Origin of the sequence: Sphingobacterium sp. BN32 (assembly GCF_030503615.1) — a bacterium.
GTDB lineage: Bacteria > Bacteroidota > Bacteroidia > Sphingobacteriales > Sphingobacteriaceae > Sphingobacterium.
On record NZ_CP129963.1, the window covers coordinates 2,270,000 to 2,286,460 of the forward strand.

15 protein-coding genes are annotated in these 16,461 nt (G+C 40.2%); 3 read left to right on the top strand and 12 right to left on the bottom strand.

Annotation, left to right across the window (positions count from 1 at the left end):
- Window positions 1-47: 47 nt before the first annotated feature.
- The 5 genes from QYC40_RS09505 to QYC40_RS09525 form a co-directional block, all read right to left on the bottom strand.
- Window positions 48-779, bottom strand: coding sequence for a menaquinone biosynthetic enzyme MqnA/MqnD family protein (locus tag QYC40_RS09505; protein WP_301990013.1), 732 nt, complete (start codon window positions 777-779; stop codon window positions 48-50).
- The gene (locus QYC40_RS09510; RefSeq protein ID WP_301990014.1) at window positions 766-1,398 is read right to left on the bottom strand and encodes a histidine phosphatase family protein; all 633 of its coding nucleotides are present in this window, start codon (window positions 1,396-1,398) and stop codon (window positions 766-768) included. The genes QYC40_RS09505 and QYC40_RS09510 overlap by 14 nt, the downstream gene beginning before the upstream one ends.
- Window positions 1,399-1,489: 91 nt before the next feature.
- Entirely contained in the window at window positions 1,490-2,686 is a 1,197-nt protein-coding gene (mqnE, locus tag QYC40_RS09515; protein WP_301990015.1) for an aminofutalosine synthase MqnE, read from the bottom strand.
- A 62-nt stretch (window positions 2,687-2,748) separates the two neighbouring features.
- Complete coding sequence (locus QYC40_RS09520; RefSeq protein WP_301990016.1) at window positions 2,749-4,575, bottom strand: ABC transporter ATP-binding protein; 1,827 nt, start codon at window positions 4,573-4,575, stop codon at window positions 2,749-2,751.
- Between the two features lie 197 nt (window positions 4,576-4,772).
- Window positions 4,773-5,828, bottom strand: coding sequence for a LacI family DNA-binding transcriptional regulator (locus tag QYC40_RS09525; protein ID WP_301990017.1), 1,056 nt, complete (start codon window positions 5,826-5,828; stop codon window positions 4,773-4,775).
- Window positions 5,829-6,162: 334 nt separating this feature from the next.
- Between QYC40_RS09525 and QYC40_RS09530 the strand changes: the two genes are divergently transcribed.
- From QYC40_RS09530 to QYC40_RS09540, 3 genes are read left to right on the top strand one after another with little or no spacing between them, the layout of a single operon-like run.
- A complete protein-coding gene (locus tag QYC40_RS09530; RefSeq protein WP_301990018.1) occupies window positions 6,163-7,329 on the top strand; it encodes a pyridoxal phosphate-dependent aminotransferase in 1,167 nt (388 codons plus the stop codon).
- Between the two features lie 41 nt (window positions 7,330-7,370).
- Window positions 7,371-8,210, top strand: coding sequence for a prephenate dehydrogenase (locus QYC40_RS09535; protein ID WP_301990019.1), 840 nt, complete (start codon window positions 7,371-7,373; stop codon window positions 8,208-8,210).
- Between the two features lie 2 nt (window positions 8,211-8,212).
- Window positions 8,213-8,722 carry a GNAT family N-acetyltransferase gene (locus QYC40_RS09540; RefSeq protein WP_301990020.1) on the top strand — a complete coding sequence of 170 codons (510 nt, stop codon included), beginning with the start codon at window positions 8,213-8,215 and terminating at the stop codon, window positions 8,720-8,722.
- Window positions 8,723-8,840: 118 nt separating this feature from the next.
- Here the strand turns inward: QYC40_RS09540 and QYC40_RS09545 are convergent, their stop codons facing one another.
- The 7 genes from QYC40_RS09545 to QYC40_RS09575 form a co-directional block, all read right to left on the bottom strand.
- Window positions 8,841-9,434 (bottom strand): hypothetical protein, encoded by a 594-nt coding sequence (locus QYC40_RS09545; RefSeq protein ID WP_301990021.1) that lies wholly within the window; start codon window positions 9,432-9,434, stop codon window positions 8,841-8,843.
- Between the two features lie 32 nt (window positions 9,435-9,466).
- On the bottom strand, window positions 9,467-9,997 hold the full coding sequence (locus QYC40_RS09550) for a hypothetical protein (protein ID WP_301990022.1): 531 nt from the start codon (window positions 9,995-9,997) through the stop codon (window positions 9,467-9,469).
- A 214-nt stretch (window positions 9,998-10,211) separates the two neighbouring features.
- Complete coding sequence (rny, locus tag QYC40_RS09555; RefSeq protein ID WP_301990023.1) at window positions 10,212-11,771, bottom strand: ribonuclease Y; 1,560 nt, start codon at window positions 11,769-11,771, stop codon at window positions 10,212-10,214.
- Between the two features lie 259 nt (window positions 11,772-12,030).
- Window positions 12,031-12,321, bottom strand: coding sequence for a cell division protein ZapA (locus tag QYC40_RS09560; protein ID WP_301990024.1), 291 nt, complete (start codon window positions 12,319-12,321; stop codon window positions 12,031-12,033).
- 48 nt (window positions 12,322-12,369) lie between these two features.
- Entirely contained in the window at window positions 12,370-12,678 is a 309-nt protein-coding gene (locus QYC40_RS09565) for a hypothetical protein (RefSeq protein ID WP_149526428.1), read from the bottom strand.
- A gap of 28 nt (window positions 12,679-12,706) precedes the next feature.
- Complete coding sequence (pheT, locus tag QYC40_RS09570) at window positions 12,707-15,100, bottom strand: phenylalanine--tRNA ligase subunit beta (RefSeq protein WP_301990025.1); 2,394 nt, start codon at window positions 15,098-15,100, stop codon at window positions 12,707-12,709.
- Window positions 15,101-15,225: 125 nt separating this feature from the next.
- Entirely contained in the window at window positions 15,226-16,431 is a 1,206-nt protein-coding gene (locus QYC40_RS09575) for an SAM-dependent methyltransferase (RefSeq protein WP_301990026.1), read from the bottom strand.
- Window positions 16,432-16,461: the final 30 nt, after the last annotated feature.

The following is a 16,461-nucleotide window of genomic DNA, read 5'->3' on the forward strand; positions in this document are numbered from 1 at the left end:
AATGTCTTAAATCTAATGTCTAATATCTTATATCTAACTACTAACTACTAACTACTAACTACTACCTCGTACCATTCCAAATAAAGCTCCAATGCTTTTCTTTTATCAGCGTCTAGATGAAAATCGAGGTTTTCATTGAGATAGGTATGGTAATCGAAGTTGGGGTATGCTGGTAATCCATCGATAACGTCGTCGGGTCTGGAGACTCCGTCGGCTAGTGCGGCATTGAATTTCTTGCAGAAAGATTCTGGTAGTTCTTTGTTGGCTACCCATACGGCAAATGCGAATGGCAGGCCGGTCAATTCATGCCAGTAATGGCCTAGGTCGTAGACGTAGGGCACCTCTTCTTTTTTGCCGAATGTGCGATCGCCGATCAATACATAAGCGTCGGCTTCACCTTCGGTTAAAATTTCAACATCGTTTCGCTTCCAATAACGTTGCAGTAAGATGCGCGCCAATCCGTTGGAAGTTTTGGATTGCTTGTCCAACAAAAGAGTTTTAATCTCTTCGATAGGTTTATTGGAGAAAATAAAAACCGAATCGACATAGTTTTTCGTACCGATGCAGTAATCGCCAATAATGTAATAGTTGGACATGCTCGCAAGCGCTGCGACAGGTATAATACCCATATCAGCTTCGTCTTCCATAACTTTACGAGCACATTCGCTCGGATAGTCAACAGAAAGATCAATATCATTAATCACATCTGAGTTCCTGATACCTTGCAAAAATGGCAACGTGTTGGTATAAGAAACGGCAGATACTCTAATTTTTTTCATTCATTAAATTTTCTAAATGCTTGGTATTGTAGTAGTCTACAATGCTGAACTCATTATCTTCATACTCAAGAACATAAAGTGCGGTGTTGGTATGCGGGAAGTCGTCCATGTTGCAAACCGGCACATTCGTAAGATGGCATAGCATAATCCGCATCGCACGTCCGTGCATACAAACTAATACGGTTTCTTCCTCTTTATTTGAGAGGATGTGAGCGATGGCTTCCTTCTGACGAAGGACTAAGCTGTTCGGCGACTCACCATCAAGGATAGCAAGATCGAGGTCATTATTGCGCCAGGAGCCTACAACCTCTTCGAAGCCTTTGAGGATATCTTCGGTTTGCTCCTGCCCTTCATAAATACCCCATGAAATCTCGTCCAACCCTTCTAGCTCTTCCATCGGAATTCCCTGTGCCACAAAAGGTGCGACAGTCTGATGGGTTCTCAATAAAGTGGATGCGTATATTTTATCGAAAGGAATATGTTTATAAGCTTCGTAGAAAGCTTGGGCCTGCAATATACCATTTTCATTGAGCGGCGAATTAACACCTCTGCCTTGCACTATTCCCTTTAAATTTAAATCTGTTTGCCCGTGTCTTATGAAATATATGGTCTTTTTCAATCCTACCCCTTTTTTCTAAAAATTTCTGTTTTCAATAGCTATCAAGAATTGCCATCCTTGTAACGCTTTAACTGGAAATATGAAAGTCTTTTTAATTGACTACTGGTAAAGAATAATACTGCTTTTTAGGATTTTCCTCTTCAAACTGAACCTCATTATAGTCTGTAACTACGTTGTATAAGGTATCACGTTCGATAGGATGACGACCAACATGTTTGATCAATTCCACCAATTCCTTAGTAGACATAGCCGGGTTTTGCTCTTCGGCACCCGCCATACTATAGATCTTTGTGGTATCGTCTAAAGTTCCATCAATATCATCCACACCGAATGCTAAGGAAAGCTGAGCTGTATTTCTGGAGATCATTGCCCAATAAGCCTTGATATGCGGGAAGTTATCCATATAGATACGCGCAATCGCATAATTCCGTAAATCCTCAACAACAGATACCTCCGGAACATTCTCCATCTGGTTATCTTTATTTCTAAACTTCAACGGGATGAATGTTTGGAATCCGCCGGTTTTATCTTGTAGATTTCTTAAGCGCTCCATATGATCTACCCGATGCCAGAACTCTTCGATATGTCCGTATAGCATGGTTGCATTTGTATGCATACCCAACTTGTGTGCTTGCTCATGGATATCTAACCATTGCTCAGCAGTACACTTATCGTGGGCAATTTTTTCGCGCACTTCCGGGTGGAAGATTTCTGCTCCGCCGCCTGGCATAGAATCTAAACCGCATGATTGCAGGTATTTCATGCCTTCATAATGGCTAAGCTTTGCTTTCTTGAAGATATAATAATACTCTACCGGCGTTAGTCCTTTAATATGTAATTCGGGTCTATGTTCCTTACAACGTTTAAAAAACTCAGCATAGAACGCTAAGTTTTGCTTAGGAACAACTCCCCCAGTGATGTGTACTTCGGTTACTGGCTCATTGTCGTATTTACGTACGATGTCCATCATACCGTCCACATCCATCTCCCAACCATCGTCTCTATTCTTAATCAATCTTGAATAAGAGCAGAACTTACAGTCGTAGACACATACGTTCGTTGGTTCAATATGAAAATTACGATTGAAATAAGTGATGTCACCATGCTTTTTCTCACGGATATAATTAGCTAATACGCCAAGGTATCCTAATTCCGCATGTTCGTAAAGATAAACTCCTTCGTCAAAGGTGATACGCTGGTCGTTTAAAACCTTCTGCGCAATACTTTTTAGTTCTTCTGATAAATTTTTATCGTTCAATAAAAACGATAGCTTCTGTGTTGATTCCATTTCGCAGTCCTTACAATACAAATGTAGCAAAACCTACCCTAAAAAGCGATTGACTTAAGCCGTTAAGCCTCAGCAAATTGCTGCATATCAATCAGTCGCTTATATAATCCATTCTGCGCAATCAGCTCGAAATGTGAGCCTGTTTCTGCAATTCTTCCACCTTCCAATACAATAATTTTGTCTGCATTTTGGATGGTGCTCAATCGATGCGCAATGACTACTGTCGTTCTGTTTTCCATCAGTTTATACAGGGAGTCCTGTACTAAACGTTCAGATTCGGTATCTAAGGCTGATGTAGCCTCGTCTAAGAGCATAATCGGTGGGTTCTTAAGAACCGCACGCGCAATACAGATCCGCTGTCTTTGACCGCCGGAAAGCTTGGAGCCTCTGTCGCCAATATTCGTCTGATAACCTTCCTCTGTTGCCATGATGAATTCATGCGCATTGGCAATTTTTGCGGCCTTGATCACATCTTCTTCGCTTGCCTCCGTATTGGCAAAAGCGATATTGTTGAATATCGTATCGTTGAAAAGTATAGATTCTTGGTTTACTACGCCAATTAGATGTCTTAAAGAGTCTTGGTTCAGGTCGCGGAGATCCGTACCGTCCATCTTGATGCTGCCCGCCGTAACATCCATAAAACGCGGGATAAGATCTACTAAGGTTGACTTACCACCCCCGGAAGGACCTACGAGTGCCACGGTCTCTCCTTTTTGGATGCTGAGAGTGATATTGCGTAGTACTTCTTTCTCTTCGTAAGAGAAAGAAACCTGATCAAACTGGATCTTATCATTGAAGGAAGTAACGACTTTAGCGTCAGGTTTATCTTCTACTAGGTTCTTCTCATCAATAAGCTGTAATACGCGTTCGCCAGCAGCAATTCCGTTGTGTATATTACTGAAAGCATCTGTTAATGCCTTCGCTGGACGCATTACCTGCGAGAATATAGCGATATAAGCGATGAACTCGGATGCCGATAAATCACCATTTCCAGTAAGTACAAGATGTCCACCATATAATAAGATAATAGCAACCATGATTACGCCCAATAACTCAGACACTGGAGATCCCATCTGTTGTCTGCGAACCATACGGCGCATAATCGTAGCATATCGATCATTCTCTCCATTAAACTTCGCTTTTACATAATCTATCGCATTGAAAGATTTGATAATCTTTACACCGCTTAGCGCTTCTTCCAAATAGGTAATCATATTTGCATAGGTCTTCTGACCTTCCTGCGCTTGAGCTTTCAATGTTTTAACGATACGTGAGATAACGAAGGCTGAGAACGGAATAACCAATAAAGAAAATAAAGTCAGTTTAGTGGAGATAATAAACAACATCACTATATAAGCAATCAGTTGTAAGGGCTCTTTAAAAGCTACCTGCAGCGTACTGGTCACTGAGAACTGTACCACCTGAACATCTGATGCAATCTTAGATATAATATCTCCTTTACGTTGATTGGAAAAGAATCCCAAGTGAAGGTTCATAACATTATTGAAAACCGACTTTCTAAGGTTTAATAAGGTATGGATTCGTAAGTTTTCCATAACCCTTTGCGAGAGGTATCGGAATAAATTAGAGATAAAGACAGATGCGACGATTACTACACAGATATATTTCAACGCTTCGTAAGGGCCAAGTCTATTGTTCAAATCGTAGGCGAAGTAATTAAAATAGCCCATCAGGTCGAATGTACCCGTTGGTTTTTCAACAACTTCAACGACAGCATCTTGAGAATTAAATAAGGTATGGAGTAACGGAGCCAGCAATGCTAGATTGAGGGTACTAAACACCACCATGATAACCGTGCAGAGAAGGTATGGAATGGCGTATTTCTCAATAGGCTTCGCGAATGAAATTAATCTAAAGTATGTCTTCATGCAAAATACTAAGATTACAAATGTAAGAAATTTTGCAACCTTAGGCGTTTTTTGAGTTTTATAGGGTGAAATTGTTGCAAACTTATGTCATAATATTCCGTCCTAGGATCATCGGTTAACATAAATTTGCAACAAAGAGAAATAACTTAGCCATAGGAGATTATGAATCGGCTGAGCCTTCCTCGGTCAATGTGAAATCAATGTTTATACAAACTGGAATTCTCCTTCGTCACAATATCGATAGGCATATATTGTATGCGAGAGATCGGTCTTTTAGAAATAAAATGTTCAAACAATGTAGCTAAAGCTTTATACCCCAGTTCGAGCGGCTTTTGACAGATCAGGAAGTCGATACCTCCCCTTTCCACATAATCTATATTTTTGCTAGTATAGTCATAGCCCATAAGAATGATGTTGCTGATGGAATGCTCTTCAAAATAGCGGGCCACCCAATAAACCCAAGCATTCGTTACAAATATAACATCCAGCTCATTCTGCTGTAAGTACTGACTGAAATATACTTTGAACATATCGTAATTCTCTGCGTTTAAATCTAGTTTAAGGATATTCCAGCCCGCTTCCCTTTCAGCGAAGAAACTCTCAAATCCTGCAAGACGGTTTATCGTATGATCGATATTGCTGAATTCCCGCTGAATATTTAATACTAGAATTCGATCTTCTTTTCTTATGATGTATTGGCACAGGTTTGCTGCTAAACGCCCTGTTTGCCATTGGTCGGGCCCAATGAAGCTGAGCGGCTGAGATGACGGCAGATCATTGTTTATAAATAGATATTTTATCCTTTTCTCCTCGCAGCGTTTCACGAAACGTTCCGCTTCCGACGGAAAAATAGGTGCTACAATAACGGCATCTATGGCGTTTTCTAAAACCGATTCTGACATCTCTTTGAAATCCTCTGCGTCCTGTCGGTCAAATAGGAAGTAAGTCAGCTCTACACCGAAGTCCCCTAATTCGTTTAATGCCGATTGAATCCCTAACAGCGGCGCCCGCCAGTAATCCGTTTCGACACATTCCCTAGGCATAAGTACAGCAAAACGATGAACTCGCTTCGAAGCTAATCGCTTCGCTAGAATATTCGGTTTGTAATCCATGTCTTTTATGATCGATTCGATTTTTTCCTTGGTCTTGAGCGCAACACCAACTCTGTTATGCAATACCCGATCAACTGTGGCGATAGATACGTTAGCCCTCCGAGCAATTTCTTTGACGCCAGATAATTCCGTAGCTTTCATAGTTTTTAATTAATTTTTATGCTTTTAAAATTTATTTTTAACCAAAATAATAATTTTTAAGCAATGTATTCTCGTGTACATTAGACTTTAATTAAATATATTACGTTATTTAACATTAAAATTACTAACAACAGCAGTCCTTTAATTGGAATTAACAAGAAACTAACAATGATGACAATTATGACGATAACCGCTTGAAAATAAGCAATAGAAGATTGGACAAGGCTTTTAAATGGAATTTTGAAATAAATAGGGCAAAAATGCTGTAATTATTTAATAGAAATGATTTATTGACCGTAAGATTTCCTAATTTTAACGCCAAATTAGCGTAAAAATGGAAATAGAAGTTGCGAAACGTCTCCAGCATACGGAAGAGTATTACTTTTCTAAAAAACTGCGAGAGATCGACGAGATGAACAAGAACGGTGCACAGGTGATCAATCTGGGTATCGGAAGTCCTGATTTGCCGCCTCATCCTGAAGTAATCCAAGTATTACAGGAACAGGCAGCATTGTCCAACACGCATGGTTATCAAAGTTATAAAGGTGCTCCAGCACTACGACAAGCCATGGCAGATTGGTATGATCGATATTATCGCGTTTCGTTGAATCCTAATACCGAAATCCTCCCATTGATGGGCTCAAAAGAGGGAATCGTGCATATTTGTATGACCTATCTGCAGGAGGGCGACCAAGCTCTGATTCCTAATCCGGGATATCCTGCCTATGCGAGCGCAGTTCGCATCGCCGGGGCAGAGACTGTGTCTTATGAACTTAAAGCCGAAGAAAATTGGATACCAGATTTGGAAGCTTTAGAAAAAACAGACCTTTCTAAGGTTAAACTTATGTGGATTAATTACCCGCACATGCCTACCGGTGCTTTGGCTACCGCAGATTTCTTTGAAAAGGTAATTGCATTTGGAAAAAAACACAACATATTGATCTGCCACGACAATCCATATAGTTTTATTCTAAATGATCAGCCGCAAAGCATCCTGTCGATCGACGGTGCATTAGATGTTGCTATTGAGCTGAATTCGCTCAGTAAATCATCTAATATGGCAGGATGGCGTATTGGTATGCTGTCTGCGAAACAACAGCGCATAGACGAGATATTGCGCTTTAAAAGCAATATGGACTCTGGTATGTTCCTGGCCACACAACTTGCTGCGGCAAAAGCATTGCAACTGGATAAGTCATGGTACACCCAACTTAACGAAAGCTATAAGGAACGTCGCGAAAAGGTTTACCAAATTATGGACTATTTAGGCTGTACATATGACAAGAATCAGGTGGGATTATTTGTATGGGCGAAAGTTCCGACAAAATACGCCGACTCGTATGCATTAAGCGACGATGTTTTGTACAATGCGCAGGTGTTTATTACTCCTGGTGGTATTTTCGGCTCAGCAGGTGAACAGTATATTCGGATCAGCCTTTGTGCTAAACCGGAGGTATTGGATCAAGCCTTGGAAAGATTAAAAGGTAGATTGAGCAAATAGGCTCAATGCTAGCATAGTATGTTTTTATTATTCTGAATAAAATGAATATAGCAATTGTCGGAGTTGGTTTGATCGGTGGATCTATCGGCATTCGACTTAAAGAAACGAAGTTTTGCGAAAAACTGATCGGTGTTGAAAGAAATGAGACCAATCAGAAAAAAGCATTACAATTAGGATTGGTTGATGAAATCCAATCATTAGAGGAAGCATTAAAAAGCTGTAAAGTATTGATATTGACGGTTCCTGTGGATGCCATTATGGGAATACTCCCCGGCATGCTGGATAAAGTGACCGATCAGGTTATCATCGATATGGGATCTACAAAATCAAATATCTTACATTTGATTCAAGATCATCCAAACCGAGGTCGCTATGTAGCTGCTCACCCGATGGCCGGAACTGAATATTCAGGTCCAGAAGCCGCTATTCCGAACCTTTTTAAAGATAAAATGATGGTCTACGTGGAAGCATTCAAATCGGATGAGGATGCCTTCGAAATCGCAGATAGTATTACCGATCAATTAGAGATGCAAACTTCTTTTATGAATGCTGAAGAGCATGATATGCACACAGCATATGTTTCTCACATTTCACACTTAACCTCTTTCGCCTTGGCTTTAACTGTACTGGAGAAAGAGAAATCCCAAGGACGTATCTTCGAACTTGCTGGTTCGGGATTTCAGTCAACCGTACGTTTAGCAAAATCCTCTCCCGACATGTGGACTCCGATCTTTAAACAGAATCGAGCCAACGTACTGGAGGTGTTAGAGGAGCATATCAAGCAGCTTCAACATATTTACGATAAGATCGAGAAAGAAGATTATGAGGCTGTGCATAAATGGATTAAAAAATCAAATAAGATCAAACGTATAATTAAGTAATCATGTTGGAAAAGAAAACACTCAGCAATGAGCTTGTAAAGCTTATTCCGATGATCAAAGAAGACTATGAATGGGTATATGCAGCGGCATCAGATCCTAAAATATGGGAACAGCATCCGGATACTCGCCGCTATTCACCTATCGGTTTTACAAAATACTTCCAAAAGCTCATAGCAACCGATATTCCTTATTTGATTATAGATCAGCAAACGGAGCAAGTAATCGGTGCAACTTCTTTCTATGAGTTCAATGAGGAAGAAAAGTCGATTGCTATTGGGTATAGCTTTTTGAAAACAGAATATTGGGGCGGAGAGTACAATAAATCGATAAAGAAATTGATGCTAGACTTCGCATTCGAACAAGTTGATAAGGTGATTTTCCATGTCAGGAAAGGTAATTTACGCTCGCAGGCTGCCTTATCAAAGATCGGTGCAATAGAAGAATCCGAATACCCAGCCAAGGACGGTTCAGGGGTTCAGGTCCAATATTACATCCGCAAAGAAGATTATTAACAATTAAAACGAAAAGAGGCTGCAAATATCAGCCTCTTTTCGTTTTAATGTAAGTGTATATTTTCAAGGGCCATCAGAAACCCCATTTCCTTTTAGCCTCAATGAACACACGATACTTCTATCCGTTCGAACGCTCTGTCATCACCATCAGCATCAGGCTTAACACGAAACGTTCATCGTCAATATCTTTGGTGGTTTGCTTATAAACTGTAAATTTTCTCCCGAAAAAGGACGGTTCTTTACGAATTTCGAACATCGGCTCACCAATTTCGTTCTTAAGTATATAGGAAGGATTAAATACATATCCAGATAGCATTCCTATAATCGGCAACTCACCGAACAGACCGTCCCAGAACTTCGTCCAAGGATTCTTTTCTGTAATCGTATGATCGTGCTTATCGGCTTCGTCAATAAGATTAAATGTGGATCGCCATAGTGATTTAATAGACTTTCTACGAACCTTCCCTATCACGCGTTTTTCATGATCATAGATTGTGAAGGTCTGCTGAAAATCAATGAGCTTATTGGAAATAAACTCGTACAACATCTCGCTCTTCGACCGATCACGATAGACCGTAATATGGTCGCGCCATTTAAAAATCTTTTCGCGAACGTAGTAAATGGTGTTCCCATCGCCGTCCGTCGCTTCAAAATCGTTCGATAGCGTCGTCACGCGAAACTTAAAGTGTATTGGGTATTTGAGGTCCCTCATAAGTAAATTTATACTCTAAAATAGAAATAATCTTAATATTTCCATTTCAGTTTATCGAACAATTTAGACCATAGCCAAACGGGCCCTATTGTCAACAACTTAATAAACGAACTAGCGTCCTGATTATCCTTATTCTTATTCCCAACCAAGAACATAATTAACAGCCCGACTATAGCGAGGATTGAACAAACTAAAATAACGGATGGGCCACCGTCTCGCTCGACATATTCCAGTTGAACGATGAAAAAGCTCATAACACCAATACAGAATAAGACTGCATATGATAAAGTAGGCGCTAATTTTAAATAGCAGTAAACAACGATGGCTATAAAGAAAGAACCCCAATTCAAAAAGGTATGAGCATTCATCTTAACCAGGAACTCAAATTGTGGAAATGGTATCATCCAAATTAATCCCATGATACCAAAAAAGGCTAAGGTAAGCCCTACGCTGAGTGCGGTAAAATTCGAACCCCCATAGGATTGATCTAGCTCATAAAAGTACTTCTCTACTGGTCGGTTAACCTTTGGTGATTTATTCACTTGTTTGGCCTGCTTTTTCATGCGGCAAAAATAAGGATTATAATATACATAATTCGCCAAACATCAAATTATGACTATTTATTGAACAGAAATTTATGAATCACAATACTTCCAAGTATCCATTCAAACACCAACAGGAATGAAAGTCCTTAATGCCCTTGAAGAACAGAAACCTTAACCAAAAAAGAGGGCCGTCATTAAATCTGACAGCCCTCTCAAAAATTCAAATAAAAATCTATTTCGCATAAGACACGGAGCGTGTCTCACGGATTACTGTTACTTTAATCTGACCCGGATAAGTCATTTCCGTCTGTATTCTGTTGGAAATATCTGCGGCCAAAATCTCCGCTTGTGCGTCCGAAACTTTCTCACTTTCAACAACAACACGAAGCTCACGTCCTGCCTGAATAGCGAAAGTTTTTTCTACCCCTGGATACGAAAGCGCTAAATCTTCCAGCTCTTTCAATCTTTTGATGTAACTTTCCACCACTTCTCGGCGTGCGCCTGGGCGAGCACCAGAAATAGCATCACAGGCTTGGACAATCGGCGAAATCATTGAAGTCATCTCGATCTCGTCGTGGTGAGCACCGATAGCATTACATACATCAGGATGCTCTTTATATTTCTCCGCCAACTGCATACCTAAAATCGCGTGAGGCAATTCTGGATTATCATCGGGCACTTTACCGATATCGTGCAATAAGCCAGCACGTTTCGCATGTTTAACATTCAAACCTAACTCTGAGGCCATCGTAGCAGCAAAGTTAGCAACCTCCCGAGAGTGTTGTAATAAGTTCTGACCATAAGACGAACGATAGCGCATTCTACCTACCATACGGATCAGCTCCGGATGTAAACCATGAATACCCAAGTCGATTACCGTACGTTCACCAATTTCCACAATCTCATCTTCGATCTGCGTGCGAGTCTTCGCTACCACTTCTTCGATACGTGCAGGGTGGATACGACCATCCGTTACTAATCTATGCAATGATAAACGGGCAATCTCACGACGTACTGGGTCGAATCCCGATAAGATAATAGCCTCCGGCGTATCATCAACGATAATTTCAACACCCGTAGCAGCTTCTAGCGCGCGGATATTACGCCCTTCGCGACCAATGATACGACCTTTGATTTCATCGTTTTCAATATTGAAAATGGACACCGTATTTTCGATAGCAGCTTCTGTCGCCGTACGTTGAATAGTTTGGATTACTACTTTTTTCGCTTCTTTAGATGCTGTTAATTTAGCCTCATCAACGATATCTTTGATTTGCATAATCGCTTGCGAACGCGCTTCCTCACGTAAAGAGTTAACCAATTGTTCTTTCGCTTCTTCAGCAGAAAGACCGGCAATGCTTTCCAATTGCTTAATGTGTTGACCTTTTAATTGCTCAACCTCTTCTTTTTTCTTCTCATTCAACTCAACCAACTGGTCAAGTTTCTTAGACTTATTATCTAATTCTTGTTTCTCACGATTCAGATTCTCCAACTTTTGGTTCATCGATTGCTCCTTTTGGCGAATCGTGTTTTCCTTTTGAGCGACCGTATTATTACGTTGGCTTACTTCTTTTTCATGCTCCGCCTTCAACTGCAAAAATTTCTCTTTTGCCTCCAACTGACGTTGCTTCTTATTATGCTCAGCTTGTTGTTCTGCATCTTTGATAATTTGCGCAGCTTTCTCATGAGCCGTTTGCTCCTGTTTTTTGAAAAGCATCTGCAACAAATATCGTCCAATAAACACACCCACAACAAGTGATATTATTATTGATATAGTAGTTGATATCTCCATTTTTTATGATTTATATATTAATGTAATAGTGATTTTTTTCCAAAAAAAAACCGCAATTAAATTATCAGGTATCTAATATTATTAAACTTCGATTACACATGATTTGAGCGTTTGATCATGACCTAGATGGCTTTCGCAAAATGGCCTTCATCTGTATATTGCTCGTGATATTGAAGCGTTAAGTTTAAAATAGTGACAACCCGAATTTAATTGCGGCAAATTCGTCGTTATAAGCTCTAAATGTAAGAACGGAAACGTTTTATTTTGAAAAGAAACTTGTCAACATATTATCCAATTCATGAACCGCATTTTCAATACCGGAGTCTTGGCTCTGTGCATTCTTCTCTGCTTTTATCATCCCTGTCGCATATTGCAATACGCACATGGATAACAAATCTTGCTTATCACGAACTGCATAATTATCCTGCAATTCTTTTATTTTTTCGTTTATTAACTTCGCTGCATAACGAATTACTTCCTCCTCTTCCGTTTCAACGCGAAGTGGGTATAATCGATCAGCGATATTTATTTTTATGGAAATTTCTCCCATGTTTCTTGAGCTTAAAAACGTAACAAGTCCTAACCTAAACCTCTACTCCTACTTCAAAAGACTTATACATTTGTCTATTTCTCGCACAAAATCGTTAATTTTTTGTTTTGTGTCAAGTATTTTTTCATTTATGGCTTCTTTATCGACCGAAGAATCGTCTAATGTTTTAGCTACTGCCAGAGCTTTCACTTTCTCTTCCAGCTGTTTAACCTTATCAGAACTCGTATCGAACGCCACTTGCAAAGATTGAACTTCTAACTTCAATAAGTCGTTTTCTTCTTGCAAAGCTTCACACAATTGAATGAGATTTTTCGTTTTCTCAACGATAATATTCATTTGGGAAGATAATGACGCCATATGTTATGTTTTTCGCAATTTAATGTGATTAACGCACAGATGCGCCAACCTCTTTCTCAAAGTTAATAATTAATTTTTGAATTATGCCATCAATTTGTTTATCGGTCAAAGTTTTATACTCGTCCTGCAAAACAAAGCTTAAAGCATAGGATTTCTTGCCCTCAGGTAACTTATCCCCTTTATAAACATCAAAAATTCCAACCTCTTTTAACAGCTTTTTCTCGGTTCTATTTGCGATTAATCGCAATTGTTCAAAACTTACGCCCTCATCTAATAACAACGCTAAATCACGACGTACAGATGGGAATTTAGATACCTCTTTGTAGGTAATCTTGTTCTTCTTGATGACCTTCAACAATAAATCCCAATCGAATTGCGCAAAGTAAACTGCACCATCAACGTCAGCCTTTTTTAGATTTGCTTTCGCGACAGCACCAAAGGATACTAAAGCCTTCTCCCCTTTGCGGTAAGTCAATCCAAAATCAAAGTACGGCCCTTCATATTCCTCAACACGGATCCCTTCAATCTTCAAACGTTTAACGATCGCATCTACAGCCGACTTCATATTATAAAAATTGACTGCATCCGATTTCGTATTCCACTGCTCTGCTTCGTTCTTTCCGGCAATCGCCAAAGACAATAATTGCTTCTCTGCATACCAATCGCCATCTGTATTGTATGACTTCCCTAGCTCGAACAGCTTAAGGTCAGCATGCTTACGCTTTTGGTTATAACCAATAGCTGTCAACGACGAAAACAATAAGTTCTGGCGCATACAGTCTAAATCGCTACTCAATGGATTCAACAACTTAACTGCCGTTTCTGCATTTTCCAAATAATCAGCCTTGGTCAATGAATTGGAAAGAATCTCACGGTAGCCATTGCTAATTAACAAATCAGCAATCTGATTTAAAACAACCTCTCTGTCAGGTTTTTCAGACGTATTAAGTGAAGCCTTAATTTGTGTATTCAACTCGATATTATTATATCCGTAAATACGCAACACTTCCTCAACAACATCCACTTCTCTTGTCACATCCACCTTGTATGGAGGCACGACAACATCAAAACCTTCGGATGTTTCATTCTGGATTCCAATACCTAGATTCACGATAATATCACGAATGGTCTCTGCAGGAATCGCCTTACCAATCACCCTTTGGATATTCTTATAAGTAACAGGGAATTCAAACGGCTGAATCGGCTCCGGATACAGATCAACGATTGTAGAAGAAATCTTTCCACCAGATACTTCAGCGATCAGTTTCGCTGCTTTTTTCAACGCTAAAACCGTGATATCAGGATTCACGCCACGTTCGAAACGGAAAGATGAATCTGTTTTTAATCCATGACGCTTCGAAGTTTTACGAACGCTAACCGGGTTAAAGTATGCTGATTCTAGGAAAATAGAAGTTGTCTCCTCCGTTACACCAGACGCTGCACCTCCAAATACACCTGCAATGCACATCGGCTTTTCGGCGTCAGCAATCACTAAGTCTTCTGCGGAAAGCTTACGCTCGATACCGTCTAAAGTAACAAAGATCTCCCCCTCAGCAGCTTTACGAACAATAACTTGATTACCAGCCATCTTATCTGCATCAAACGCATGTAAAGGTTGACCTAAATCATGTAAAATATAGTTCGTGACGTCGACAATATTATTGATCGAACGAACGCCTATTGCATTTAATTTATTCTTTAACCATTCAGGGGATTCCGCAACTCGAATACCCGTGATATTTACACCCGCATAACGTGGAGCATCCGCGTAGGAATCAACGCGTACCGCAGTACCCGTTTCCGAACCTGCAATAACATCATCTACCTCCACAGCATTGACCGGAATCTTGAAATAAGCTGCCAGGTCACGAGCAACACCTAAGTGCGATGCTGCGTCAGCACGGTTTGGCGTCAATCCAATTTCATAAGCATAATCATCTTCCATATTGAAGTATGATTTAACCAAAGAACCAACAACCGCATCTGCGTCTAACTCAACGATACCCGCATGGGAACTGCCCAAACCAATCTCATCCTCGCCGCAAAGCATCCCTTCGGAAACTTCACCACGAATCTTGGATTTTGTAATTTTAAAAGGTTCGCCGTTGCTAGGGTGACATGTCGTTCCAACAGGAGCAACAATTACTTTCAACCCTTGTCTAACATTTGGAGCACCACAAACAATATGTAAAGGCTCTCCCGAACCAACATTAACCGTAGTAACTTTAAGTTTATCCGCGTTCGGATGCTGCTCACAAGTCAACACCTCGCCCACTAGCAAACCTTCTAAGCCGCCCGGAATACTTTGCTCTACTTCTAAAGACTCTACCTCTAACCCAATGTCTGTCAGGATTAACGATAATTCTTCAGGGCTTTTATCGATTTGTATAAAATTCTTTAACCAATTATATGAAATTCTCATCGTATCGTTTTTGCAAAGCACAAAGATAGGACTTTGTGCCGAAATCTAGGGCTAAAATCACGACAATCTTGTCGCTATATAGCCTTATTTACCTGTTTTTGTAGATTAATTTAAGCGAGAAAAATTTAGATGACCTTGCTTACCAGAACATCCAATCCGCACAGGCGCTCTAAATGTTGGTAGTCCAAGCCGTAATAGCTTTTTAAGCTGGCTAATTTCGCCAATATCTCCTGTTGTCTTTCATCGGAAATCGCCTTCTTCTCCGCAACAATCATTACGTTCTTAGGCGTATGCTGATCGGAAACAAATTGCATAACCTTTGTGTCATAACCATAGTAATTTAGAATCAAAGCACGAATGCTGTCTGTAAGCATTTCAGCATGTCGTTCCATGAAAATCCCATACTTAGTCATAAAGTCTAAATCATTCTTTGCTTTTACGCGCTCCAACTCGCGGCGCACCTGCTTGTGGCAACAAGGAGCCACCACGATCAACGAAGCATGATCTTGAATGCCTTTGAAGATCGCATCGTCTGTAGCCGTATCACAAGCATGCAGGGCAATTAAAACATCGATATTCTTCGCCGACGAATAATTCTCGATAGTCCCCTCCTCAAAGTGCAATTGATCAAATCCTGCGCGCTCGGCAATTGCATTACATAACTCAACCAGATCTTGACGAAACTCCACCCCTACGACCGAAACATCACGTTTCAGCTCAGAATGCAGGTAATCATACAGTGCAAAGGTCAAATAGCCTTTTCCTGCACCCATATCGACAATTTGCAAGGCGCGATCCTTCGGAAGGTTTGCAAGCGACCCACTCAAAATTTCTATATAATGGTTAATTTGCTTCCATTTATCTTGCGCATTCTTATAAACCTGCCCGTTAGCATCTGTAAGTTTCAAATCGTGCAAGTAGGATTTCGAAGAATCTTGGAGCCTACGCTCCTTTTGTTTATCATGCCTTAGGTCAACCTCAACTGCTGCGGAAGACGCTCGCTTAAAGCCTGCCCATTCCGCTTTTTTATTCATCTGCATTTCCAGTTGCTGATCAATACACTGCAGGACCACCGAACGGAAACCTTTGAAGTGCACAGCTTCTACCAACACGTCAAACCCATCCGGTAAACTATAATTCTTCGTGATGTCGCGCGTCTGATAGCGATAAACAAAAGACATTTTCAGCTCACGTTTGATTTCCACAAGCTTAACATACAGATTCTTCAAGCCTGCTTCCTGCCCCTTGTAATTGCTCAACGTAAGTTTAACAAGTGTCTTATCTTTGATACTCTGTTTTAATAGCTCGATGAAATCTTGGTATACTGCCATGTCTTAAAAATTTGAAACAAAGATAGGAAT